A 23822-nucleotide genomic window follows, 5' to 3' on the forward strand; every position below is an offset into this window, starting at 1 on the left:
GACCAACAGCGAGGTCATCGCCTATCAAAAGCGCGCACGCAAACCGTCGCGGCGCAACAGCTGGGTCGAGGAACGAAGGGAACGCAGACTACGGGAGCAGGCTGCCACAGATCTATTCACTGTCGCCAGGCAGAGCTGCGATATCGAGGTCTCCGCCCTGCCCGGCGACACACCTCGGCATCTGTCAGGATGACATTTTAACTTTGCACAACAAGCGACATTTCAACCTTGCTGCCACATTGTATGTAGCCGGGTACATTCTATTTTCAACTGCAACAGGTACTAAACCCTCTTTGTTCTCAGGAGGATGCAATGCGCAGCAGTTTCCGTCAGTTGAACATGAATGAACGCCGTATCATAGCGCAGACGCTGCAAGCCAAATCAGGATGACTTCAACAATGATTTCTGCATATTTTTTGCGCTACTGCTGATAAGAGCACAATAATTAGGCTGTTTCTATTTTCGAAGGCGGTGGCGAGGTAGACTGGTCTCACGAGCAGATCCGCAGTTTACGGTTTGGATCGTCACAACATGGATGGTTATTCCCTATGTTATCTCGGATGTTGGCTAATCGCAGCCACGTCGGGATAATTGGCACAAAATTTGCGTATCGAACTGTGGCGAATGGTTTTTTATTTCGCCATTTAGTTAAGCCCGTAATTTCGGGATGAGAACGATATTTCAGCAATTTTTTGCGAGGCATAAAGTGAAAATCAATTTTGAACCGAGGCGCAATCTGCCTTTGCATGTCGATCAACCATCGCGGTTAAGGCGAGCTCTGTTGATGGGCTGCGCTTATTTACCTGCCACGTCTCTGCTAGCCGTATTGAGCGGATGTAACGAAGATAACGGTCTGGCATCTGATAGTGAGACTATCACGGCATCTCCTTCGACGTTTGACCTTCCTTCCGAAGCCGTTGTTGAGGCAGAAGTTCCCCCGTCTACACCATCTCTTTCCATACCGCTTCCCCCTTACGCGACGACAGATGTTCAGCCGTCGCTCCCCGCCCCGTCCACCGAACCGCCGCCAACGACCGTGCCTGTCACGCATATCCCGGAACGGCCCGAGCTCATCGCGCCGCCCGCTGAGTCCGCGCCGGACAAAGGTGTTTCTCCGGAAGCGGGCAAGTCTCAGTCAGCAGCATCCGAGCCTGTGAAACCGCTTGTGGTGCAATCCGCGCCACCGACTGCAGCAATGGCTGTAGCTTCGACCGGCGCCGTTTCACCAACTACCCAAGCAGTTGTGGGAAATACCGTCCTGACGAAAGCGCCTGCGCCCTCGCCAAGCTTATCTGAGCCGGTGAAGCCGCCAGCTCCTCCAGCAGTCAAGCGGACCAGAATGAATGTTGGAATCTACAATTTGGAATATAATTCATTCAAGCAAATTTCCACGCGCAGCAAAGCGATACTCACGACGAAGGGTACGACGACGACAGTAACAATCAACGATCCGAAAGATCCCCAAAAGACAATCACGTTCGAAAGCGCGGACAAATATCTCAAATACGCCTCTGACAACAAGATACCGTCAGCACTCACCCCTGATTCGGTTCGCACTCCCGATCCGAAAGACACGACCAAAACACTTGTCTACGAAGGAATTGAAACCTATCTGAAGCGCGCTTTGGACAACAGGTTTGCGCTCTTCTATCGGGCCATGGTGACGGCTTTCAAAAAGCACCGCCCGACGGAATTTGATGTGAGTTTCTTCACCGCACCAGAATTCTTCTGGAACGTGCCTTGGGGCGATTTTCTGAATGAAGCCGAATTGGTTGTATCGGGTAACTTGTATCTTGATGCCGTGACGCAGAATGCAAGAATACTGATATCGAAGTTTCCGGAAGACAAATATGGCAGGATTGTTCTGCTGCCGGGCACTGTCGCGACTCTGGCGCCGGAACCCAATGCGTTCTTGGCAAGTAACGGCGCATATGCTGGAGGAGTTGGAATCATATATGGCGCGCGCAATCATCTTGTTTGCACGCATAATCTGCCATTGGACGATCCACGTTACCCTCGCCCCGCTTATATGATCTGGCCCAAACGGCTGGTCTCCGCGATAGATTACAAAGATGTGACTGCACCTAATTGCAATAGTGTCATGAAAGATGATAAATCTGTATATGTTAACGGTGACGATCTTAAAGCAAATCCAAGCAATCCCAAGGCATACAATTATATTGAAAAATGCACACTCAGCAAAGATGGTGGCGTCAATATTTCCATTGCATCTGTAAGTTCATCCCTTGCGCAATCATTCGATGCGCAAGGAAAAGTAATTTCGAATAAGTTTCAAAACAACATTATCGAAGAGCTACCATTCGGGATTGATATTTGCCTAGATTACATGTCCGCAAATGTTCAAAGCGACAAATATCGCATGGCACAATTGGACCAGCGATATTTCAAACTGGACTTCGTGATTTCGGCGGGAACTTCTCTATCAACTGCAAATTATGCCGATACGCCATATATCCAGTATGCGATACATAATGAGGGTATTCTGCCGTCCAGTGAGAGCTACCATTATTGGGATTATACAACTGGAAACGCAGTAAAAAGGGATTTATACAGCTCCATATGGGGTATTGAATACGATAAACGAAACAATACCGTCAGCGGTGAACTTTTGACACCTCTCGATGCCAGATCTACATATGACGACATAAGGGGTGTCATTACCGTCGATAAGAGCGTTTCTTTCATTGCTCCTGCGGACGCAGATTCACAGGGGATTCCCAATATTCTTGATGCAATGAATCCCGCCAAAGTTCGCATCTGGTCTCTTGATGTCGATGTTTCCGATACGGTGAAAAACGCGGATGCAGTTGCTGCTGCCAATACCAAATCAGTAGTTCAGTTCATAAAATAATCCCAGGCGATCCTTGGTGAAGGCCTTGCCTTGAAGGCCAGATATACAAGCAGGGGCTGTACAGCCCCTGCTCACATCGCTCGCCAAACCATAACTCCACCGCTAAGCTCATCGTCGAGTCGCACACGTGCCCTGAACTTGTAGACACAAGAAGGATGACCGCCGTGGATTTGAAAACTGTACGCGCACTGAAGACTGAAATCGCAGAACAGATCATTCGACCGCTTGTCACTGAAATTCGCGCCGAACGCCGCATTGTCCGCTCCACCGCAATACGGCGTCTGACCGGCGTCGAAGGCGGTATCGCGCTTGGCATTGCCGCCGGCGATGGAAAGAACGATTACCGGCTCGCCGTCCGCGTCCAGCGCCGTGCGCTCGAAACAAATGCCTATCTGCGCCAGCAGATCGAGGAAGCAGCCCGCAACAAGGCCGACATCACCTATATCGGCACCGTGTTCAAAGGCGGCGCTCTGGCAGCGCCGGCGGTCTTGCCCTGGCATCAGCTGCGCCAGAGGCCGCTGCTGATCGGCGCGTCGGTCGGGCATTATTCGATTACGGCGGGCACGCTTGGCGGCTTTGCGCAGCACACGGCGAGCGGCAAGGCCGTCATTCTGAGCAACAATCATGTGCTGGCCAATGAAAACAAGGCGAAGATCGGCGATGCGATCCTGCAGCCCGCCGCCTATGACGGCGGCAGGAAAAGCAAGGACAAGGTCGGCGAACTGCTGGCTTTCGAGCCGGTTGTATCAGGCGCAAACAACCTGGTCGACGCTGCCATCGCCTCGATCGATGCGGATATCGACTTCGACGCGGTGACCCTGATGGGTGCGGGGAAATTGAAGGGCCTGCGCAAGACCCCGCTCCGTCCCGGCGACAAGGTGTTCAAGATCGGCAGGACAACCGGCGCGACGCAAGGTGTTGTTACGGCAATCGAAGTCGATGACGTGGTGGTCAGCTATGAATTCGGCGACATCGGTTTTGACAGCCAGATCGAGATCCAGACCACAGACAGCGGTCCTTTCAGCTCGGGCGGCGACAGCGGATCGGTGATCATGGACGAAAAGGGCTATGCCTGCGCCCTGCTGTTTGCCGGCAGCGACCAGGGTGGCACCAACGGCAAGGGTGTCACCTTTGCCAATGATCTTTCCATCGTGCTGGAGAAATTGGGGCTGACGATGCCGGTTTGACCCTAGTGGAACGAATTTGACATTCGCATTCCGTTTCACATCACGCGCACCAAGCGAATGTCGGAATCGGACCACTAGCGGGAGTGGTCGGGATGCACTAAATTAAAGCCATGACCACCTCCATCGAACAGGCGCGGCTTGCCAAGCCGAAAGCCAGGGAACTGGCCGGATCATGCGGCACCGTCATTGGTGTCGGCCTGATCCGTATCGGTGACTCCTACGCCATCAAGGTCAATCTGCGCGATCAGGTTCCCGAAACGACCGAGCTTCCGGAAACGGTGGATGGCGTCAGGGTGGTCTATGATGTGATCGGGCCCATATCGCTGCAGGCGGCCGGGAAACGCTGACCGATCCTGTGGACAAGCCACCGGCATTTCAGCTCGGTCATATCAGCCGCCCCGCTCCTGTCTTAGTATATTTCTTATGAAACCATCACGTGACATCACCCGCCTTCTTGAGATCATGCAGGCCCTGCGCACGCCGGTGACCGGCTGTCCGTGGGATCTTGAGCAGGATTTCAAGTCCATCGCCCCCTATACGCTCGAGGAAGCCTTCGAGGTGATCGATGCCATCGAGCGCGATGATATCGACGATCTGCGCGAAGAATTGGGCGATCTGCTCTTGCAGGTGGTGTTTCATGCGCGGATGGCGGAAGAAATGAAGGCATTCGATTTCGGTGACGTGGTCCAGGCGATCACGCACAAGATGATCCGCCGCCATCCCCATGTCTTCGGTGAAGAGGCCGCCCGCGGTGCCGGCATGGCCAAGGGCATGTGGGACAAGATCAAGGCCGAGGAAAAGGCGGAGCGGCGCGAGCGCCGTGCTGCGCTCAATCTGGGCGCCGTGGAGCCGACCGGCTTCCTCGACGACATTCCGCACGGCTTTCCGGCCCTGATGCGCGCACTCAAACTGCAGCAGAAGGCGGCCAAGGTTGGCTTTGACTGGTCGGAAGCCGCGCCCATTCTCGACAAGATCGAGGAAGAAATCGGCGAGTTGAAACAGGCCATTGCCAATGGCGACCGGGAAAATACGGAAGAAGAATATGGCGACCTGCTGTTTGCCATGGTCAATCTCGGCCGCCATTTGAAGCTTGAACCGGAAAGCGCCCTGCGTGGCACCAATGAAAAGTTCCGGTCACGCTTCCACTATATCGAGCGCAAGCTGAACGAGCAGAAACAGACGCTCGACGCGGCGACACTCGATGAAATGGAAGCACTTTGGCAGGAAGCCAAAACCGCGAAGTAACCCGTCTTAGCCGTTGGTCCGGCGCAGCAATTTCTCGTCGAGATTGGCGTGGGACGCGACGGTCATGTCCATGGTGAGGGATACCGACCCGTCGTCCAGATCCTTGCGTTTCACATTGCTGGAGTGCTGGTAGATCCAGTCCATCAGCCGCATCTGGTCCGGCCGCAGGGTGATTTTGACATGCTTCAGCTTGCCGGCAATGCGGTTCTCGATTTCCTTCAGCAGGGCGTCAACGCCCTCGCCCGTGATCGCCGACACCGGAATCGGATGTTCGTCGCCCTTCACCGCCGCACTGAGACGCTGTGCCGACTCGCGGCCCGCATCGTCAAGCCTGTCGATCTTGTTCCACACTTCGAGAATGCGCTTCGTATCGCCGCGCTCGATGCCGAGGCTGGTCATGATCGCATGGACGTCTTCCGACTGGGCTGCGGTATCCGGATCGGAGATATCGCGGATGTGCAGGATCAGATCGGCTTCAACCACCTCTTCCAGTGTCGCCCGGAAGGCGGCAACAAGATGCGTAGGCAGGTTGGAGATGAAACCCACCGTGTCGGAGAGGATGATCGTCTCGCCGTGCTCCAGCCGGATACGGCGCAAGGTCGGATCAAGCGTGGCAAAGAGCATGTCCTCGGCCACGACCCCTGCTCCGGTCAGCCGGTTGAACAGCGTTGATTTGCCCGCATTGGTATAGCCGACGAGCGCCACGACCGGATGCGGCACCTTCTTGCGCTTGCTGCGGTGCAGGGTGCGGGTGCGCACCACCGTTTCCAGTTCGCGCTTGATGCGCAGGATCTTTTCCTGCAGTGCGCGCCTGTCGGCCTCGATCTGCGTTTCACCGGGACCGCCGAGGAAGCCGCCGCCGCCACGCTGGCGTTCAAGGTGGGTCCAGCTGCGGACCAGCCGCCCCTTCTGATAGGTGAGGTGCGCAAGTTCCACCTGCAGGGCGCCCTCTTTCGTCTGGGCGCGCCGTCCGAAAATCTCAAGAATGAGCCCGGTCCTGTCGAGAACCTTGGCGTTCCATGCCTTTTCGAGATTGCGCTGCTGTACCGGTGTCAGGGAATGATCGACGATCACGAGCTCCGCATGGGAAGCCTCAATGAGCTCATGAATCGTTTCAACCTTGCCCGTCCCCAGCAAGGTCGCCGGACGCGGCGCCGAAACCTGCACGATATTGGAATGGACAATGTCCAGATCAATGGCGCGGGCCAAGCCTTCGGCCTCTTCCAGCCGCGCATCGTCGCTGCGCTGGAATTCGGGCTGGTGCTTCATGCGGCCGTGATCGTCGGCCTTGCCGCCATCGGAAAAGCGTGTCGGCAGAACCGGCACAATGACGATTGCGCGCGTGGCTTCTCTGGCGGTCTCACCATTATCGGTTGATCCGCCAGGGTTTTGCGCGTTACGCCTTGTTTCTTTGGTCAAATGTTATCTCAGTCGCTGTCTTCGGCCTCAGCTTCGAACATTTGCACAGGCTGGCTCGGCATGATGGTCGAGATGGCATGTTTGTAGACGAGCTGAGAATGGCCGTCGCGGCGCAACAGGACGCAGAAATTGTCGAACGAGGTGACAATACCGGTCAGTTTGACGCCATTGATGAGGAAAATTGTCAGAGAAATCTTCTGTTTTCTGACTGAATTCAGAAATAGGTCCTGAAGATTCTGCGATCGTTCAGCCATTGTTTTTGTCCTTTTATGCGATCAGCAAACGTGTCTCATACAAATTTCGGCAACGGGAGCAGAAAGCCTACTCCTGCAGGAGGTGAAAAATGGTTTCTGTTAGTCCCCTCATACTCCGGTTAACAGGATGGCGTTTTTTCCGCAATGTCAAAAAACGCTTCCCGTAACGAAAGTGCGATCGTTCCCGGGTGCCCATTTGCCACCGATTCGCCGTCAATCGCAACGATTGGCATCACAACAGTTGTGGCTGCGGTCATGAAAACTTCACGGGCGTGCTTGGCTTCCTCGACAGAAAAGCCGCGTTCCTCGATCGTCAATCCCAGCTTTTTGGCCACGTCGAAGATGGTTGTGCGGGTAATACCACGCAAAATGCCGGTTTCCGCCTGTCTGGTCACCAGAACGCCGTCCATGGTGACAATCCACGCATTTGTTGCCGCGCCTTCCCTAACGGTGCCATCCGGATCGATGAACCAGGCTTCCTGAGCGCCCTGCTCCTTGGCCAGCTGGCGCGCCATAACATTTGGTAAAAGGCCGATAGATTTGATGTCCACCCGCTCCCAGCGGTTTTCCAGCACCGTGATGACCTTCACACCCTTTGCCGCCCGGGCAGCGAACATGACGGGATCCGTGCGCTTGGCGGTGATGACGATGGAAGGCGGCGTATTGGCCGCGGGAAAGACGTGGTCGCGCTTGGCGACACCGCGCGTCACCTGCAGATAGACCATGCCATTGTACACACGGTTGCGCCGGACCACCTCGGCGATCACGCTCTGCAGCGCCTTCCGGTTCATCGGCCAGCCGATCCGCAGCTCCGAAAGCGAGCGGTCGAGCCGATTGAGATGGCGCGTCATGTCCATGATGTTGCCGCGGGCAACCTCGCAGACTTCATAAACGCCATCGGCAAACTGGTAGCCGCGGTCTTCAATGTGAACACCGGCATTGGCATGGGGAATGTACTGGCCGTTGACATAGGCGATGCGGGACATCGGCAAAACTCCTATTCGAACTGTCCGAAGACCATGCGCATGGGCGTTGGCAGGTCCACCCGCTTGCCGGTATCTTCCAGCGCACCCGTTTCGATATCGCGTTTGAACACGGCGATGCCCCCGCCTTTCTGATTGGCAACGAGCATGAACTTGCCTGTGGGATCGATGACGAAGTTGCGTGGGCCAAGGCCCTGCGACGGTGTCCAGCCGATCAGCGCAAGGCTGCCGTCGGCGGCAATGGCATAGCTGACGATGCTGTTGTGGCCACGGTTGGAGCCATAAAGGAACCGGCCGTCGGCACTGACGGCGATCTCTGCGCAGGTATTGGTCGCGGTGAAGTCCGCAGGGATGGATGGAAGCGTCTGGCCAAGCGCCAACTCGGCGGTTTCGGCATTGTAATGCAGAACTGAAACAGTGCTGTTCAATTCATTGATAACATAAGCAATCCTCCCATTCGGATGGAATGTCATATGGCGCGGTCCGGCACCATCGGGCAAGGTCGTGAAGGGCGATGCTGCCAGCTCCAGTTTGCCGCCCTTCGACGGCAGCTTATAGGCCATGATCCGGTCCAGGCCGAGATCGCAAACAAACACGGTCCGATTATCCGGGCTGACGACGGCGCAGTGACCATGCTGCCGCTTGTCCGTCGGCAGGATCGCATTCCTGCCCTCATGAATAGCAGCGGCAAAGGCCGGTTCCAGCCCGCCGTCGGCGCGGATGGCGAAAGCGGCCACGGCATTGCCGGGGCGTTCGCCCAGCGCGGCAACGGTATAATTGGAGGCAAAGATCGTCTCGCCGGACTGATCGAACCCGAGATGGCAGGTGGTGTTGCCAAGGGTCGGCTGCATGTTGATATAGGACAAGGCTCCCGAGGCCGGATCGATATCGAAGGCGACAGCCATCCCCTCGTTCCATTCGGGGATTTCCACTGCCGCGTAAAGACGCCGGCGCTTTTCGTCGATGGCGATATAACCGGGATTGTCGATTGCGAGGTATTCGCTGACGAACGTGAGATCACCGGTCTTGTCGTCAAAGCGGAAGATGCTGATCCCCTTTCCTGCATTGGGCAGAGCGTTGCGATTCAGGTTGCCGACAAAAGCATAGGTCTTTGGCATGGTTGGTCTCATGGGTTGGGGGCTGTGAGATGGAGGGTTTCTCCATCGGAAGGGATGATCAGCTTGTGGGAATCGATAGCCGCTGCCTGCGCATGGGCCTTCAGATCGTCGCGGGTGACTGTTGCATGGTCAAGGGCTTCCATATGCGTCGCGACGACTTTTGTCTTCAGGGGTGAAATGCGGCAGACCTCGACAGTTTGCTCCGCATCCATGACGATGAGAACACCGTCCAAATGGATCGATCAGGACGGTTGAACCGGCATAATCAAGTTTCAATGTAGCATTGCGGAGAAGTTGCAGTTTCATGGCGGTGCGTCTTTCTGCTGATCAGAAGAATTCGAGACTGACGCGGAACATCTGCTCGACCTGTTTGACCGCTTCGGCCGTGGCAAAGATGACCACCCGGTCCTGTGGTTTGATGCGGACCGAACCATCGGGGCGGATGACTTCGCCGTTGCGGTAGATCGCGCCGATCCGCAGTCCATCCGGCAGGTCGAGGTCGCGCAGCGGGGCGCCGACAAGCGGCGAGGTTTCAAGCGCCTCAGCCTCGATAATTTCCGCCCGGCCCTTCTGGACGCTGTGTACGGCCCGGATACGGCCCCGCCGCACATGCTGCAGCACACGCGAAATGGTGACGCTGCGCGGGCTGATATGGGCATCGATGCCGAGGGATTTGCTGAGGTCGAGATAGTCCGGGTTGTTGATGAGGACGAGACTGGATTTGCAGCCGAGGCGTTTGGCCATGACGCCGGCGAGCATGTTGACCTGGTCGTCATTCGTCAGTGCGACCAGAAGGTCCGCATCCTGGATTTCCGCTTCCAGCAGCAGTTTCTGATCCAGCGCACTGCCATGCAGCACCATGGAACGCCGAAGACCGTCTGCAATGGCATTGGCGCGGGTCAAATTGGGTTCGATCAGCTTGACCTTGGTCTTGGGCTGCTTGGCTTCAATTGTCTGGGCGACGTAGAGCCCGACATTGCCGCCGCCGGCAATGACGATGCGTGTTGCCTCGGGTTCCTCGTGACCGAACAGCGCCAATGTACGGCGCACCTGTGACTTGGTTGTCGCGACATAGGCGATGTCACCGGCCAAGAGGTGATCGGCAGAGCGCGGAATGAGCAACGTGTCATTGCGGATGATGGCCATCACGGTCGACGGCAGGTCAGGGAAGAGATTGCTCAATTGAATGAGCGGCGTGTTGATGACGGGACAGTCTTCCAGGCATTCGATCGCCATCACCACGATAGTCTCGTCGGCAAAGCGGACGACATCGCTCACGCCGGGCAAGGCGATGCGGCGCAGCACCATTTCCCCGACCTCAAGCTCGGGCGAAATGATGACGTCGATCGGCATGTGATCGCGGGAAAACAGGTCCTGGTAGTGCGGCTGCAGATAGGCCTGTGCGCGGATGCGGGCGATCTTGGTCGGCACATTGAACAGAGCATGCGCCACTTCACAGGCGACGATGTTCACTTCGTCATAAAGCGTTGCCGCAATGATCATGTCCGCCTGCTCGGCACCGGCGGCCGCCAGAACATCCGGGTGGGCGCCGTGACCGACAAAACCGCGCACATCCAGCGTATCGCGTATGACCTGAATGAGCTCGGCCGATGTGTCGATGACCGAAATATCATTGTCTTCGGCAGCCAGACGTTCGGCGATGCCATATCCAACCTGCCCTGCGCCGCAGATGATCACACGCATCAGCTGGCTTTGCCTTCGGCGATCACGGCCATTGCGTCCACGTCAATGAGACTGCTGGCCGGCGGGCCTTGCGGATTGACAGCACGAAACATTCCTCACTCCCATGATGAAGGGCCTATGCCGCAGGGCAAAGGCCGCCGACTTTCCCGTAAAAGCCGGAGAGTCGCAACCGAATACTGTCGGCTACCAACGTATTCCTCCGAAGTCCCTGAGATTGCGTGAAGCGGTTAGACCCCGAGCGATTTCAGCTTCCGGTGCAGAGCCGAACGCTCCATGCCGACAAACTCCGCCGTGCGGGAAATATTGCCGCCGAACCGGTTGATCTGCGCAATGAGATATTCCTTCTCGAAGCGCTCGCGTGCCTCGCGCAGCGGCAGGGCCATGATGTGCTGGTCGGATTCGGTTGGAGCCTTCGGCAGCGTGTCGCCGATTTCCGCAGGCAGCAGATCGGCGGTGATGACCGCTTCCGGATCATCGCCGCGCGCCAGGATAATCAGGCGCTCGATATTGTTGCGCAGCTGGCGGATATTGCCCGGCCAGGAATGGGACTGCAGCACGGCCATGGCATCCGGGCCGATCTTGCGCGGCTTGATACCCGCCTGTTCGGCAATCTGCGTCATGAAGAATTCGACAAGCGCAGGAATGTCGTCGCGCCGGTCCGCCAAGGGCGGAACAATCACGGGAACCACCGCCAGCCGGTGGAACAGGTCTTCGCGGAACCGGCCCTCGGCAATCATCGCTTCGAGATTTTGCGCGGTCGAGGAGATGATCCGTACGTCCACCTTGATGCGCTTGGTGCCGCCTACCCGTTCAAACTGCTGATCGACGAGCACACGCAGGATCTTGTTCTGCGTTTCGCGCGGCATATCGGCAATTTCATTGAGATAGAGAATGCCGCCATGGGCTTCCTCCAGCGCGCCCACCTTGCGCTCGCCGCCATCGGATTCCGTGCCGAAAAGCTCGACTTCCATGCGCTCCGGCGTGATCGTCGCCGCGTTCAGGTTGACGAATGGTCCCTTGGAACGGGTCGACAAGGCGTGGATGGCCCGTGCCGTGAGTTCCTTGCCTGCACCGGACGGGCCGGTGATCATGATGCGGCTGTTGGTCGGCGCGACACGTTCGATGGTCTGGCGCAGGTGGTTCATCGACAGCGACGTGCCGAGCAGTTCGGAGCTTTCCGTCGAGCGCTTGCGCAGGTCGGAAACTTCGCGCCGCAGCTTGGATGTTTCGAGCGCCCGTTCGGCGATCAGAATCAGACGGTCAGCCTTGAACGGCTTCTCGATGAAATCATAGGCGCCGCGCCGGATGGCGGAAACCGCGGTTTCGATGTTGCCGTGACCGGAAATCATGACCACGGGAATATCGGGATGGCGGCTCTTGATCTCGTCCAAAAGGGCAAGACCGTCGAGGCGGCTGCCTTGCATCCAGATGTCCAGAAAGATCAGGCGGGGAATGCGATCATCGATCGCCGCCAATGCGCTGTCCGCGTCCGAGGCTACACGGGTTTCGTGCCCCTCGTCGCTCAATATTCCTGCAACAAGCTCGCGGATGTCGACTTCATCGTCGACGACAAGAATGTCAGATGCCATTTGAATTCACCTGTTTCGCCGATGGATCGGAATTGTCGGCTGTCTGTGTATTGGTATGGGTCGTGGGAAAAACCATGCGGATCATTGCACCCCGCCCGCCGTGGAAGTCCGCGGGGGCATCGTGCAGTTCAATTTGACCGTCATGTTCTTCAACGATCTTTTTGACAATTGCGAGGCCAAGGCCCGTGCCTTTCTCGCGCGTCGTCATGTAGGGTTCAAGCAAACGCTGCCGGTGTTCACGCGGCAAACCTTTGCCATTGTCGGAAATTTCGACAATCAGAGCATCTCCCTCCTGCCTCGACCGGATACGGATATGTCCGTCACCCAGTCCATCTTTCACAACGGATTCAATTGCTTCTGCAGCATTTTTGATAACGTTTCCGAACGCCTGCCCGATAAGCCGGCCGTCGAATTGCCCGATGAGCGGCACATTGCCGAAATCCCGCTCGAAGCGGATATCGCTGCGGCTGACTTCGACCAGGAACGAGGCTTCGCGCAAGGCTTCGCGCAAATCCATCGCCTTGATTTCGGGTTTCGGCATGCGCGCGAAGGATGAAAACTCGTCGACCATGCGCCCGATATCACCCACCTGCCGGATGATGGTTTCCGTGCACTGGTCGAAAACTTCACGATCTTCGGTAATCACCTTGCCATAGCGCCGGCGGATGCGTTCCGCCGACAACTGAATGGGCGTGAGCGGATTTTTGATTTCGTGGGCGATGCGCCGCGCGACGTCGGCCCAGGCGGATGAACGCTGCGCCTCCACCAGATCGGTGATGTCATCGACGGTGACCACATAGGAGTGGTCAGCGGATTCCGCGTCTTCGACAGTAATCTGGACATTGAACGTCCGGGCGCTGCCGCGCCGCGACATCGATACCTGTTCGCGGTAAACCGACCGGCCCGTGGCATGGGCAACCTCGAACACCAGTCCGATTTCCGGGACGAGCGCCGTCAGATTCTTGCCGACGGTCGTGACGGGGTCCAGATCGAACATCGCTTCGGCGGAACGGTTCATGATGCCGATTGCCCCATCGGCATCCACGCTGATGACGCCTGCCGTCACGCCGGCGAGCACCGCTTCGGAAAAACGGCGGCGTTCATCGATCTGGTCCTTGGCGGCAACAAGGTCGCGGCGCTGCGTTCCCAGCTGGCGCACCATGGTGTTGAATGTCTGGGACAGCGACCCGACATCGCCGTCGGAACGGCGCACCGGCACCGCAACATCCAGATTGCCGGTTGCAACATCATCCGCTGCACCGATCAGCAGCCGGATGGGGCGCACCAGCCGGTCCGCCACCGCAATGCCGGTCCAGATGGCCGACAGAAGCAAAGTGAGGGTCAGGCCGAAGTAGAGCAGAGCAAACAGAATCTGCGTGTCCACACCATTGGCAACCGGTTTGCCCGCATCGAGATTGTTGCCCTCGATGGCGCGCATGGAGTTGAGAATGTCCCCATCGACCGGGCGGACCGTGTAGAGGAACATATCCGGTATCTGCTGGAGTTTCACGACGGCACTGAGCAGATTGGTCCGTTCCGGCGGGATGAGCACCGGCTTGCCGTCCTGTGCCGTGTTGAGAATGGATTTTGCGACCGGCGGAATTGAAAAATTCGTGCGAATGTCGGCGCGAACGGAGGTGTCACCGTTGGAGCGGATGATGAATGCGCCGATCAGGCCGCGGCCGAGCGCCTGCTGGGTCAGGAAGCGCGTAAAACTGGTGCGGTCCAGATTGTACAGCGAGCGTTGTGCGTCGACATCGCTGACCATTTCAAGCGTCGTGCCCTGCAGGTTGCGCGCACTTTCCTGAATGTAGGAATTGGCAAGGCTGATCGACGAGTTGACGATCGTCGTGGTCCGCATTTCGAACCAGCGATCAAGCCCGAGATCGAGCGTGACCGATGCAACGATGGCCACCAGCATGGCCGGTACCGCAGCGACAAGTGAAAACAGCACGACGAGGCGCACATGCAGGCGGGATGCAGCCTTCCCCCGGTTCCTGGCCTGGCTGATACGATAGACTTCGCGGCCAATGAGCACGATCAAGGCGAGAATCAGCAGCGCATTGAGACCGGTCAGGATAAAAGTGAGGTTGCTCTCGGGCTGAACCGGGGTCATTCCCGTGAGGATGAAAAACGTTACGCCCGTCGTCAAAAGCGCCAGAACTACCGTGACAACGCCGATACGCGAGTAAAAACGCTGCGTGTTGCCGCCAGCGGCAGCCGTGAGCGAGTTTCCCAACTGATTGACCGAATTTGATAAGAGCATTGCTTACGTCATCCCAACCAAGTTGCACTCATGCAACACATTGTGGCGGAAATGCAACGCCCTCTCGTCGAAACCTGTGCAGAATTGGTTCAACACCGCACGTTTGGCACGGCTGATCCCTTCGGGTTGACCAGGTCAATAGGCTGCATATTGCAGATCACAGCTTCCCTTGAAGAAGCAGTTTTCGCAGCGGGCACCGCCCTAACCTTCCGACCAAGTGCCAATCAGCATGTTGAGAAATCGCTCGGCAGCGGGTGACAATGTTCCTCCCCGTCGCCGTACGACACCGATCGTTCGTGAAATTTCCGGATTGCGGATCGGCCGGGTGACAAGAAACGGATGCTCCTCCTGCGGCGTTGCCAGCTTGGGCAGCACGGAAATCCCCAGTCCGGCCTCGACGAGGCCGAGCGACGTCGACAGGTGCGTCACCTCGTAGAACCAGCGCAATTTCAGGTTGGATTTTGCCAGTGCCGCGTCGAGCAGTGTCCGGTTGCCGCTGGAGCGGTGCACGGTGATCAGCGGATAGGGCGTCAGGTCTTCCCATCCGAGTTCGCTTTTGGCGGCAAGCGGGTGATCCTTGCGCGCCGCAAGCACGAACGGGTCCTCGATCAGCCGGTCGAAAATCAGATCGGGGTCGGCGGCACCCATGATGTTGATGCCGAATTCCACCTCGCCGCGGGCAACAGCCAAAAGCCCGTCGGTGGCGGGAAGGTCCAGGATGCGAAAGCGGATGTGCGGGTATTCGGCATTGAACTGCTTGATCACCGTCGGCAGGAAATAGAAGGCGGCGGTGGGCAGGCACGCGATGGTGACGAGCCCGCTGCGCTGGGCGCCGATATCCCGCACGGCAAAGAGCGAGCCGTCAAACTCCTCCAGCATGCGCTGAACGAGCGGGATGAGTTCGCTTCCCACAGCCGTGGCCGAGACATGGCGCGTGGTCCGCTCCAGAAGCGGCGCTCCGATGGTTGCCTCCAGCTTCTGGATGCGCCGGCTCAACGCCGGTTGCGAGAGATTCAAGGCTTCCGCCGCCCGGTGAAAACTTTCCAGCTCCACCACCGAGAGAAAAGCCCGCAGATCCAGTATTTCACAATTAATGCTCATATCACATCAATCCTCGCAAACTTTGCATTTCACATATCAATCACCTTACCGCAAAATGCAAGAAACCGACAGATTGTTCTGTTGAACGCATGAATAAAGAGCACTGCGCCATGAATGACCTCCTTCGCATACCTTGCGTCCTCATGAGAGGCGGTACGTCCAAGGGACCGTTTTTTCTGGCATCGGACCTTCCCTCCGATCCACGCCAACGCGACCAGATCCTGTTGTCGGTGATGGGGTCCGGTCATCCCCTGCAGATCGACGGTATCGGCGGCGGCAACCCGGTCACCAGCAAGGTTGCCATCGTTGGCCCGTCGACGGTAACAGGTGCCGACGTCGACTATCTCTTTGCCCAGGTGCGGATCGATCAGCAGATGGTCGACACATCACCCAATTGCGGCAACATGCTTGCTGCCGTTGGCCCGTTTGCCATCGAAGCCGGTTTGATCAGAACGACAGGACCGGTAACGCGGGTGCGGATACACAATGTCAACACCGGCAAGCTGATTGAGGCGGAGGTCCCGACGCCGGATGGCCGTGTGGCCTATCTCGGCGATGCATCGATTGACGGGGTGCCGGGGCACGCTGCGCCGATTGCCCTGACATTCATGGACGCCGCCGGCGCACGGACCGGCAGGCTGTTTCCAACGGGCCATCCACGCGAGATCATCGACGGTATCGACGTCACCTGCATCGATTGCGCCATGCCGATGATGATACTTGAGGCCGCAGCCATCGGGGCAACGGGCTATGAGAGCGCTGCCGAACTCAACGCCGACCATGCCCTCCTCGAGCGGCTGGAAAGGCTGCGGCTGCAGGCGGGCCAGCGCATGGGCATGGGCGACGTGCGGACCCAGGTCACGCCCAAACCCGTCCTTATCTCGACGCCGAAAGCCGGCGGTGATCTGAACGTGCGCTATTTCATGCCGCACCAGTGCCATCCCTCCCTCGCCACGACGGGAGCCGTCGGCATCGCCACGGCATGCATCAGCGATGCCACGGTCGCATCACGCCTGATCGGAGGACGCAAGCTTCCGGTCAATCTTGTTCTCGAACATCCGAGCGGCCGTCTGGAAGTCAAGCTGGAATCCCGCAATGGCACAACGGTCGCCGGCATACTGCGGACCGCCCGTCGTCTGTTCGAGGGGCAAGTCTTTGCCAAACCTGTAGCGCAAATGGTTTGCGCAGCATAATTGAACGCGGTTGCCGGGAGGGCATCGCACATCTGGGAGGAAATACCATGCATAAACTCATGCTCGCTCTGGCGGCGACGGTTGCATTCGCAGGATCGGCGTTTGCCGAACCTGTCCGCATCAGCGTCGGCTCCTACAATCTCAACAACCTGCCGTTTCCGGTCGCCTCGGGTCTGGGCCTTTATGAAAAGGAAGGGCTTGATGTCACCGTCGAGAATTTTGCCTCGGGCGGTTCGAAGACGCTGCAGGCGCTCGTCGCCGGCTCGACCGACATAGCCGTCGGCTTCTACGATCACACGATCCAGATGCAGGCGCAAAAGAAGAACGTTGTTGGCATTGTGCTGCTGGCGCGCAATTCGGGGCTGGTGCTTGCAGGCGGCAAGAACAGCACATTCGATCCGGCAAAGCCCGAAACCATCAAGGGCGCCAAGATCGGCATTACCGCCCCCGGCTCCTCGTCGGATTTCTTCGTTCGCTACTATCTGCAGCGCCACCAGCTTTCGGCGGATGACGTTTCGCTCATCGGCGTCGGTTCCGGCTCGGCAGCCGTCGCCGCTCTCGAACAGGGAAAGGTCGACCTCCTGGTGAACTACGATCCGGCGGCGACCTTCATTGAAGCCAAGGGCGTCGGCAAAATCCTGATCGACGCGCGCAGCGACGACGGCGCCAAGGAGATCTACGGCGGCATCTATCCGACCTCGGTTCTCTACGCCACGCAGTCCTACATCGACAAGAATCCGGAGACGATCCAGAAGGTCGTCAATGCAACGGTCAAGGCCCTGGAGTGGATGAACAAGAGCGCTCCCGAGGAAATCGTTCAAAAACTTCCTGAGGCCTTCATTTCCGGAGACAAGGAAACCTACATAAAGGCCGTGGCAAACGCCAAGCCCATCTTCTCCATCGACGGTCGCTTCAACGAGGCCGAAGTCGAAACGCCGCTGGCAGTCCTGAAAAGCTTCAATGACAAGGTGGCGGCAACGGATATCGACCTAAAGAAGACCTACACCAACAATTTCGTCGACAAAGCGCCGCACGAAGGCACGAACTGAGGGAGAGAACCATGGCCTTGGCAATGGTAAAACCGGTTGCGGCTGCAGCCGTTGAACAAACGCGAAAAGCGATGGTGTCCATCGATTCGGTAACGATGTCATTCGGCACATTCGTTGCGGTGGAGAACGTCGATCTGACGGTGGCCGATGGGGAGTTTCTTGCCATCGTCGGTCCCACCGGATGCGGCAAGAGCACGATATTGAACGCCATTGCCGGACTGCTCAAGCCGTCCGGCGGCCGTGTCTCGATTGATGGCAATCCGGTATCGGGCATCCAGAACGATATCGGTTACCTGTTCCAGCAGGACGCCCTGCTGCCCTGGAAAACCGCAATCGAGAATGTTGAACTCGGGCTGCTGTTCAAAGGCGTGGCAACGGCGGAACGCCGCGAGCGGTCGATGATGTGGCTGGCCAAGGTGGGCTTGAAGGGTTTTGAGCAGCGATATCCGCACCAGCTGTCCGGCGGCCAGCGCAAGCGTGTGCAGATGGCGCAGGCGCTGATTACCGGCCCGAAAGTCATTCTGATGGACGAGCCGTTTTCGGCGCTTGATATCCATACCCGGCATCTGATGCAGAATGAGCTCCTGCGCCTGTGGCAGGAGGAGCGCCGCGCCGTGGTGATGATCACCCATGACCTGGAGGAAGCGATAGCGCTCGGCGACCGGGTGGCGGTGCTTGCCGCGGGGCCGCGCAGCCGGGTTATCGACAGCTTCGACGTGGACCTTGCGAGACCGCGCGACGTCGCTGAAATCAAACTGGATCCACGTTTTATGGATCTGTACCGCAATATCTGGGCGTCGCTGCGCGGCGAAGTGGAGAAGAGCTATGAACGTCGCGACTGAACGACTTATCCAACTGGGGTTGCTTGTGGCCATTCTCGGCGGCTGGCAGCTTGGCGTATCGACCGGTGTCATCGACGTGTTCTTTTTTCCGGCACCCGTCGACATTTTCAACCAGATCGTCAACTGGGTCATCGATCCCAGTTTTTATCGCCACGTCACGATCACGCTGACGGAAACCGTTCTGGGCTATGTCATCGGAACGGGACTTGGTGTTGCCGCCGGCGTCTGGCTCGGTCTCAGCCGCAGTGCCGCGCGCATTCTCGATCCGTTCATCAAGGGCCTCAATGCCATTCCGCGCGTGGTGCTTGCGCCGATCTTCGTGCTGTGGCTCGGGCTTGGGTTGTGGTCGAAGGTGGCGCTCGCCGTCACACTGGTGTTCTTCATCACGTTCTTCAACGCCATGCAGGGCGTGCGCGAAGTCAATCCGGTGGTTCTGGCCAATGCCCGTATTCTCGGTGCAAAGCGTTCGGAACTCCTGCGCCATGTTTACTTTCCCGCTGCCGCCAGCTGGATTCTGTCCTCCCTGCGCACCTCCGTCGGCTTCGCAGTCGTTGGCGCCATCATCGGTGAATACCTTGGCGCGTCGGCAGGCCTTGGCTATCTGATCGCGCAGGCGGAAGGCAATTTCGATGCAGTCGGCGTTTTTGCCGGTATCATCATCCTGGCCGTCTTTGTTCTCGTCATCGACCGCGTGCTCGACGTGGTGGAGAACCGGCTGATCAAATGGCGACCGAACACGGCTGAAGAGAAGACAGCCTGATCCGGTCAGGCTGCCTGGTGACAGCCATAAATGCGGTTTGCCGCGGTGCTTTCCGGGACTTCTCAGGAGGCATCGCGGTCTTGAACCGTCACGCGCAGAATTTTCCCGGCTGCATCGAACAGAATGACTTCCTCGCCGGAACGCCGGGACACTTCACCCGTCTGGCGGTGCGTTGCGACCAGACGCCAAACCGATCTGGCCGATTGGGGCGACAGCTCTTCGATCAGATCGTCCTCGGCAACCTGATCGGGATAGCTTGCAAAATAGACCTTGAATGCGTCCAGGATAGCCTCCTGCCCGGCAATCTCGCCGATACCGCTCGATTCATAGACGGCATCGATTGCGAAAAAGCCGGCAAGTGCCTCAAAGTCGAGGGCATTGATGGCAGCGTGGTAAAGGCGGGTTGTTTCAACGGGACTGAACGGCATGAGAGGGGCTTACTCCGGTTTGAGCCTGTGGACAGTGCACTATCCCTCGCATTTGTTCCAGAACGCCCGTGCCCGAAATCGCAGGCGTTTGACAGCCGCCGCCGCTTCAAGGACATAATTGTCCGTGCACTGTTTCGGTGCAGCAGTGGATGCAGCGGTCTTTCAGCAACGGGGTGAAAACAAGTGCAGACAGCACACACGGATATCCGTCAGAAGCATATGGCGGTGCGGACCCATGCACTGGACTTCTGGATGGCGCGCGCCGCCGTCCTCGTCGTTGCCGGATTGCAGTTCCTGCTGGTGAATGATTTTTCGTGGGGGCCGCGCTGGCTCGCGCCGGTGATCGAGCTTTTGCTGCTGGCGCCGCTTTCCATGGCAACCGCATGGGTGCAGACGCGGGCAAGGCAGGCAACGACGGACGAGCATTTTCATCTGGTCGGGCGTTCGCGGCGCCTGATCCGCCGCGCCGCCCTCGGCCTGACAATCCTGATCACGTTCATGAACTTTGTCGCGCTGTATTTTCTTGTAAGAGCCCTTCTCGGCGGTCACGCCGGATCGGCGCAGACACTGCTGATCGATGCGGTCAACATATGGGTGACGAACGTCATCGCCTTCACGCTTTGGTACTGGAGCATCGACCGCGGCGGCCCGGCCAGCCGCGGGCTGACATCAAAAACCTATGGTGATTTCCAATTCCCGCAAATGGTCATTCAGGATGAACGGCTGAAAGACTGGTCACCCGGCTTCATCGATTACCTCTTTCTGTCATTCACCAACGCGACGGCTTTCTCGCCGACCGACACGATGCCCCTGTCACCACGGGCAAAACTGCTCATGATGGCGGAAGCGTCGCTCTCCCTCCTGACCATCGCCCTTGTCGCAGCACGCGCCGTCAATATCCTGGCGTAGCGGCGGAACCGGAAGCCCTGATGAACGAGAAGCGCATTCACCGGATTTTCGAGATCAGCATCCTGTTGAAGGGCGCCCATGCGCTCATCGAGTGTATCGGCGGTCTGATCCTGGTTTTTGTCAACACGGCCTCTATCCGGTTGATGGTGAACACGTTCACACAGACGAGACTCCTGGACGATCCCGATGATTATATCGCCACGCACCTTGCAAGGCTTGCCAGCGATTTCTCCGTCAGCAGCCAGCATTTCTATGCCTTTTATCTGCTGAGCCATGGCCTCATCAAAGCCCTGCTTGTCATTGCGCTGCTGCGCAACAAGCTGTGGGCCTATCCGCTGTCCCTCGTGGTTCTGGGGCTGTTCATCGCCTATCAGCTTTATCGCTACTCCTACACGCAGAGTCCGGCGCTCATCGTGCTGACGGTTTTCGACCTGTTTGTCATGCTGCTCATCTGGCACGAGTATCGACTGGTTCAAAAGCACGTCGCGCGGTAGGTCACCCCGATTGCGCTGAAATCCCTTTTATGGTTGTCAGAGTTCCATAAAGGACTCGAACCCGCCATAGATCATGCGCTTGCCATCGAAGGGCATCTCCCATTTATCGCTGGCAAGTCGGGGATCCGCTATGGCTTTCTTGTTGGTTTCGTCCCGCTGCTTTCGTGACGCATGAACAATCCACGAAAAGACGACGACTTCATCGTCCTTCGCCTGCACGGCGCGCGGAAACGAGGTGAGTTCGCCATAGGGAACGTCATCGCCAAGGCATTCTACATAGGCCAGCGCGCCATGTTCCTTCCAGACGTCGCCAGCCACGCGCGCCATGGCCTTGTAGGCGTCGATCTTGTCCTTCGGCACAGCAAGCACAAATCCATCAACATAGGTCATCATACCCTCCTCATTCGGTTCAACGGCCCTAGGACGATTGAACGGGCCAACATTCTACATCGTTCCCGTTTTTATTCGGGCGCTTACATACCTTTCGGCCAATGGCGTGTCGCTTCAAGCGATTCACCCGTCTCAAGCAGGCTCTTGAGGCTCGAGAGAAGGCTGGGCCATCCCGTGGAAACCTTTTCGATCAGCTTGGATTCCGGCCGGTCCATCTCATGGACTACAGTCAGTTTCACCATATCGCCCATCGGATCAAGCTCATAGGTGAGGCGCGAAAATCCCTCCTGCTTCAATTCCGGCATGAATTCGTTGCGCCAGGACAGAACGAGGCGTTTGGGCGGATCGATTTCAATAACCTCTCCGGCATCGCCGACCCGCCCGTCCGGAATCATGAGCTTCCACGAGGAACCGGGCTGCCAATCGCAATCCTGCCAGGTTCCCGCCCAATACTGCCGGGTAAATTCCGGATCGATCAGGGCGTGCCAGAGCTTTTCCGGCGTTGTGCGGATATAGGTCACGTACACAAATCGGGGTTTAGTCATGGCCGTCTTCCTCCAGGGTTTTCTTGAGTTCATCGAGGGTGCGCAGCGGACCCTGTTCATACTTGTGGATCCAGCGCGTGGAAATTTCATGGATCGGCACCGGGTTGAGGTAGTGCAGCTTTTCCCTGCCCCGCCAGACCGTCGCGATGAGATTGGCCTCTTCCAATATTGCAAGATGCTTGGTTACGGCCTGACGCGTCATGTCGATGCCCTCGCAGAGTTCGCCCAGCGTCTGGCCGTTCCTGGCAAAGAGATTGTCGAGCAATTGGCGCCGGCTCACATCGGCAAGGGCCCGGAATGTCGCGTCTATGGTCATATCTACATTATGCAACCTTTTAGTTGCATGTCAAACCATTACGCGATGCCGCTGGGTTACACACCCTGTGCAACAGCCATGCATCAAAACTTGAAAAATGAAATACTGACGAAATAACAATGGAGTAACCGCTCTTTCTAAAGCGGTTACTCGCACTCTTTTGCTCTGAATGGTCAAAGACCGTTCTTTTTGAGAATCTCCGGCGCATTCGCCTTGGTGATGGTTTCAGTACCGAGAACGATCTTCTTTTCCACCTTTTCGCCCGCCAGAACTTTCAGCGCCTGGCGCAATCCCTCCGCTCCGGGTGTCGGGTAGAGGAATGTTGCGGCGAGCTCGCCCTTGTTGACCCACTGGACGCCTTCATTCGGCAGTCCGTCGACACCAAGGAACAGGATATCCTTCTCGCGCCCCGCATCCTTGGCGGCGAGATAGGCACCATAGGCCATCGGATCATTGTGGCCGTAGACCAGCTTGATGTCCTCATGGTTGCGCAGGGCGGTTGCCATGATGTTGTAGGCCTGATCCTGCTTCCAGTCGCCGGACTGCTTGTCCAGGAGATAGGTGATGCCCTTCTCCGCGTCGGTGTATTTGTGGAAACCGTTGCTGCGGTCATGGCTTGCCTGCGTGCCGAGGCCACCCCAGATTTCGACGACGGTGCCCTTGGCCTTGCCCTTGCCGCCGAGGAGTTCCACGGCATGTTGTCCCGCCGCTTCGCCGATCACCACATTGTCGCCGCCGATCCACTGGGTGAACTTGTCGGTATCGACGTTGCGGTCAAGCACGATCACCGGAATGCCGGCATCCATCGCCTTTTCCACGACACCGGTCAGGCCTGCGGATTCCTTGGGTGAAATCAGGATTGCGTCCACCTCCTGCCGGATGAAATTTTCAACGTCGGCCACCTGCTTTTCCGTCTTGTCCTGGCCATCGGCGACAAGCAGCTCAACATTCGGATGGTTTTTGGCTTCGGCAACCAGATCCTTGTTGAACTGGACGCGCCAGGGCTCGACGGTCGTGGTCTGGCTGAAGCCGATGACATACTTATCCTTGGCCCATGCGCCCGGCATGTGCAGCGCCAGCGGCGCGATGAAGGCGGTTGCCATTGCCAATCTGGCAAAATGTCTGCGTGTCAGATTCATCATATCCTCCCTGATATTG

At 57.6% G+C, this 23822-nt stretch carries 25 protein-coding genes; 11 read left to right on the forward strand and 14 right to left on the reverse strand.

Annotation, left to right across the window (positions count from 1 at the left end):
- The 5 genes from RDL77_RS16220 to mazG form a co-directional block, all read left to right on the forward strand.
- On the forward strand, window positions 1-193 hold a 193-nt coding region (locus RDL77_RS16220), incomplete at its 5' end, for a hypothetical protein (protein ID WP_288193747.1).
- A 513-nt stretch (window positions 194-706) separates the two neighbouring features.
- Window positions 707-2872: a hypothetical protein gene (locus RDL77_RS16225; RefSeq protein WP_288193748.1), complete on the forward strand. Its 2166-nt coding sequence runs from the start codon at window positions 707-709 to the stop codon at window positions 2870-2872.
- 164 nt (window positions 2873-3036) lie between these two features.
- Window positions 3037-4059: a hypothetical protein gene (locus RDL77_RS16230; protein WP_288193749.1), complete on the forward strand. Its 1023-nt coding sequence runs from the start codon at window positions 3037-3039 to the stop codon at window positions 4057-4059.
- Window positions 4060-4169: 110 nt separating this feature from the next.
- A complete protein-coding gene (locus RDL77_RS16235) occupies window positions 4170-4406 on the forward strand; it encodes a hypothetical protein (protein WP_223614948.1) in 237 nt (78 codons plus the stop codon).
- A gap of 76 nt (window positions 4407-4482) precedes the next feature.
- The gene (mazG, locus tag RDL77_RS16240; RefSeq protein WP_223614949.1) at window positions 4483-5304 is read left to right on the forward strand and encodes a nucleoside triphosphate pyrophosphohydrolase; all 822 of its coding nucleotides are present in this window, start codon (window positions 4483-4485) and stop codon (window positions 5302-5304) included.
- A gap of 6 nt (window positions 5305-5310) precedes the next feature.
- Here mazG and hflX read toward each other — a convergent pair whose 3' ends face one another.
- From hflX to RDL77_RS16285, 9 genes are all read right to left on the reverse strand, one after another.
- Window positions 5311-6723, reverse strand: a complete 1413-nt coding sequence (gene hflX, locus RDL77_RS16245; protein WP_308526409.1) for a GTPase HflX — start codon at window positions 6721-6723, stop codon at window positions 5311-5313.
- A gap of 8 nt (window positions 6724-6731) precedes the next feature.
- Entirely contained in the window at window positions 6732-6977 is a 246-nt protein-coding gene (hfq, locus tag RDL77_RS16250; protein WP_091885912.1) for an RNA chaperone Hfq, read from the reverse strand.
- 119 nt (window positions 6978-7096) lie between these two features.
- Window positions 7097-7963 carry a D-amino-acid transaminase gene (locus RDL77_RS16255; RefSeq protein ID WP_288193751.1) on the reverse strand — a complete coding sequence of 289 codons (867 nt, stop codon included), beginning with the start codon at window positions 7961-7963 and terminating at the stop codon, window positions 7097-7099.
- A gap of 11 nt (window positions 7964-7974) precedes the next feature.
- A complete protein-coding gene (locus RDL77_RS16260) occupies window positions 7975-9078 on the reverse strand; it encodes a lactonase family protein (RefSeq protein WP_288193753.1) in 1104 nt (367 codons plus the stop codon).
- Window positions 9079-9086: 8 nt separating this feature from the next.
- Window positions 9087-9311, reverse strand: coding sequence for a hypothetical protein (locus RDL77_RS16265; RefSeq protein WP_288193754.1), 225 nt, complete (start codon window positions 9309-9311; stop codon window positions 9087-9089).
- A gap of 94 nt (window positions 9312-9405) precedes the next feature.
- On the reverse strand, window positions 9406-10782 hold the full coding sequence (trkA, locus tag RDL77_RS16270) for a Trk system potassium transporter TrkA (RefSeq protein ID WP_288193756.1): 1377 nt from the start codon (window positions 10780-10782) through the stop codon (window positions 9406-9408).
- 227 nt (window positions 10783-11009) lie between these two features.
- Complete coding sequence (locus tag RDL77_RS16275) at window positions 11010-12371, reverse strand: sigma-54 dependent transcriptional regulator (protein WP_223614954.1); 1362 nt, start codon at window positions 12369-12371, stop codon at window positions 11010-11012.
- Window positions 12361-14637 carry a PAS domain-containing sensor histidine kinase gene (locus RDL77_RS16280; protein WP_288193758.1) on the reverse strand — a complete coding sequence of 759 codons (2277 nt, stop codon included), beginning with the start codon at window positions 14635-14637 and terminating at the stop codon, window positions 12361-12363. The genes RDL77_RS16275 and RDL77_RS16280 overlap by 11 nt, the downstream gene beginning before the upstream one ends.
- A 201-nt stretch (window positions 14638-14838) precedes the next feature.
- Window positions 14839-15738 (reverse strand): LysR family transcriptional regulator, encoded by a 900-nt coding sequence (locus RDL77_RS16285; RefSeq protein ID WP_188346345.1) that lies wholly within the window; start codon window positions 15736-15738, stop codon window positions 14839-14841.
- A gap of 110 nt (window positions 15739-15848) precedes the next feature.
- Between RDL77_RS16285 and RDL77_RS16290 the strand changes: the two genes are divergently transcribed.
- Genes RDL77_RS16290 through RDL77_RS16305 form a run of 4 tightly spaced genes read left to right on the forward strand, consistent with a single transcriptional unit; the run spans window position 15849 to window position 19582 of the window.
- Entirely contained in the window at window positions 15849-16931 is a 1083-nt protein-coding gene (locus RDL77_RS16290) for a 4-oxalomesaconate tautomerase (RefSeq protein ID WP_288193759.1), read from the forward strand.
- Between the two features lie 47 nt (window positions 16932-16978).
- Entirely contained in the window at window positions 16979-17980 is a 1002-nt protein-coding gene (locus RDL77_RS16295; protein WP_223614957.1) for an ABC transporter substrate-binding protein, read from the forward strand.
- An 11-nt stretch (window positions 17981-17991) separates the two neighbouring features.
- Window positions 17992-18822, forward strand: a complete 831-nt coding sequence (locus RDL77_RS16300; protein WP_288193761.1) for an ABC transporter ATP-binding protein — start codon at window positions 17992-17994, stop codon at window positions 18820-18822.
- The gene (locus RDL77_RS16305; RefSeq protein ID WP_288193762.1) at window positions 18806-19582 is read left to right on the forward strand and encodes an ABC transporter permease; all 777 of its coding nucleotides are present in this window, start codon (window positions 18806-18808) and stop codon (window positions 19580-19582) included. The genes RDL77_RS16300 and RDL77_RS16305 overlap by 17 nt, the downstream gene beginning before the upstream one ends.
- A 62-nt stretch (window positions 19583-19644) precedes the next feature.
- Here RDL77_RS16305 and RDL77_RS16310 read toward each other — a convergent pair whose 3' ends face one another.
- Window positions 19645-20010 (reverse strand): nuclear transport factor 2 family protein, encoded by a 366-nt coding sequence (locus RDL77_RS16310; RefSeq protein ID WP_288193763.1) that lies wholly within the window; start codon window positions 20008-20010, stop codon window positions 19645-19647.
- 204 nt (window positions 20011-20214) lie between these two features.
- Here RDL77_RS16310 and RDL77_RS16315 point away from each other — a divergent pair, with 204 nt between their 5' ends.
- Window positions 20215-20919: a hypothetical protein gene (locus RDL77_RS16315; RefSeq protein WP_374042735.1), complete on the forward strand. Its 705-nt coding sequence runs from the start codon at window positions 20215-20217 to the stop codon at window positions 20917-20919.
- A 20-nt stretch (window positions 20920-20939) separates the two neighbouring features.
- Window positions 20940-21413: a DUF2127 domain-containing protein gene (locus tag RDL77_RS16320; RefSeq protein ID WP_223614962.1), complete on the forward strand. Its 474-nt coding sequence runs from the start codon at window positions 20940-20942 to the stop codon at window positions 21411-21413.
- 36 nt (window positions 21414-21449) lie between these two features.
- On the opposite strand, the gene RDL77_RS16325 is transcribed toward RDL77_RS16320, so the two are convergent.
- The 4 genes from RDL77_RS16325 to RDL77_RS16340 all read right to left on the reverse strand — a co-directional run bounded on the left by RDL77_RS16325 (window position 21450) and on the right by RDL77_RS16340 (window position 23767).
- On the reverse strand, window positions 21450-21803 hold the full coding sequence (locus RDL77_RS16325) for a DUF1428 domain-containing protein (protein ID WP_288193766.1): 354 nt from the start codon (window positions 21801-21803) through the stop codon (window positions 21450-21452).
- An 83-nt stretch (window positions 21804-21886) separates the two neighbouring features.
- Entirely contained in the window at window positions 21887-22348 is a 462-nt protein-coding gene (locus tag RDL77_RS16330; protein ID WP_288193768.1) for an SRPBCC family protein, read from the reverse strand.
- Window positions 22341-22658 carry a helix-turn-helix transcriptional regulator gene (locus tag RDL77_RS16335; RefSeq protein WP_288193807.1) on the reverse strand — a complete coding sequence of 106 codons (318 nt, stop codon included), beginning with the start codon at window positions 22656-22658 and terminating at the stop codon, window positions 22341-22343. The genes RDL77_RS16330 and RDL77_RS16335 overlap by 8 nt, the downstream gene beginning before the upstream one ends.
- Window positions 22659-22837: 179 nt before the next feature.
- Window positions 22838-23767 carry a substrate-binding domain-containing protein gene (locus RDL77_RS16340; RefSeq protein WP_223615208.1) on the reverse strand — a complete coding sequence of 310 codons (930 nt, stop codon included), beginning with the start codon at window positions 23765-23767 and terminating at the stop codon, window positions 22838-22840.
- Between the last annotated feature and the right edge of the window lie 55 nt (window positions 23768-23822).

This window comes from uncultured Phyllobacterium sp. (genome assembly GCF_902479695.1).
GTDB lineage: Bacteria > Pseudomonadota > Alphaproteobacteria > Rhizobiales > Rhizobiaceae > Phyllobacterium > Phyllobacterium calauticae.

Coding starts and splice junctions, on each gene's coding strand:
- RDL77_RS16305 (WP_288193762.1), top strand. CDS start 18,806: ATGAACGTCGCGACTGAACGACTTATCCAACTGGGGTTGCTTGTGGCC.
- RDL77_RS16280 (WP_288193758.1), bottom strand. CDS start 14,637: ATGCTCTTATCAAATTCGGTCAATCAGTTGGGAAACTCGCTCACGGCT.
- RDL77_RS16300 (WP_288193761.1), top strand. CDS start 17,992: ATGGCCTTGGCAATGGTAAAACCGGTTGCGGCTGCAGCCGTTGAACAA.
- RDL77_RS16235 (WP_223614948.1), top strand. CDS start 4,170: ATGACCACCTCCATCGAACAGGCGCGGCTTGCCAAGCCGAAAGCCAGG.
- RDL77_RS16320 (WP_223614962.1), top strand. CDS start 20,940: ATGAACGAGAAGCGCATTCACCGGATTTTCGAGATCAGCATCCTGTTG.
- RDL77_RS16325 (WP_288193766.1), bottom strand. CDS start 21,803: ATGACCTATGTTGATGGATTTGTGCTTGCTGTGCCGAAGGACAAGATC.
- hfq (WP_091885912.1), bottom strand. CDS start 6,977: ATGGCTGAACGATCGCAGAATCTTCAGGACCTATTTCTGAATTCAGTC.
- trkA (WP_288193756.1), bottom strand. CDS start 10,782: ATGCGTGTGATCATCTGCGGCGCAGGGCAGGTTGGATATGGCATCGCC.
- RDL77_RS16340 (WP_223615208.1), bottom strand. CDS start 23,767: ATGGCAACCGCCTTCATCGCGCCGCTGGCGCTGCACATGCCGGGCGCA.
- RDL77_RS16295 (WP_223614957.1), top strand. CDS start 16,979: ATGCATAAACTCATGCTCGCTCTGGCGGCGACGGTTGCATTCGCAGGA.
- RDL77_RS16290 (WP_288193759.1), top strand. CDS start 15,849: ATGAATGACCTCCTTCGCATACCTTGCGTCCTCATGAGAGGCGGTACG.
- RDL77_RS16330 (WP_288193768.1), bottom strand. CDS start 22,348: ATGACTAAACCCCGATTTGTGTACGTGACCTATATCCGCACAACGCCG.
- RDL77_RS16275 (WP_223614954.1), bottom strand. CDS start 12,371: ATGGCATCTGACATTCTTGTCGTCGACGATGAAGTCGACATCCGCGAG.
- mazG (WP_223614949.1), top strand. CDS start 4,483: ATGAAACCATCACGTGACATCACCCGCCTTCTTGAGATCATGCAGGCC.
- RDL77_RS16310 (WP_288193763.1), bottom strand. CDS start 20,010: ATGCCGTTCAGTCCCGTTGAAACAACCCGCCTTTACCACGCTGCCATC.
- RDL77_RS16255 (WP_288193751.1), bottom strand. CDS start 7,963: ATGTCCCGCATCGCCTATGTCAACGGCCAGTACATTCCCCATGCCAAT.
- RDL77_RS16260 (WP_288193753.1), bottom strand. CDS start 9,078: ATGCCAAAGACCTATGCTTTTGTCGGCAACCTGAATCGCAACGCTCTG.
- RDL77_RS16285 (WP_188346345.1), bottom strand. CDS start 15,738: ATGAGCATTAATTGTGAAATACTGGATCTGCGGGCTTTTCTCTCGGTG.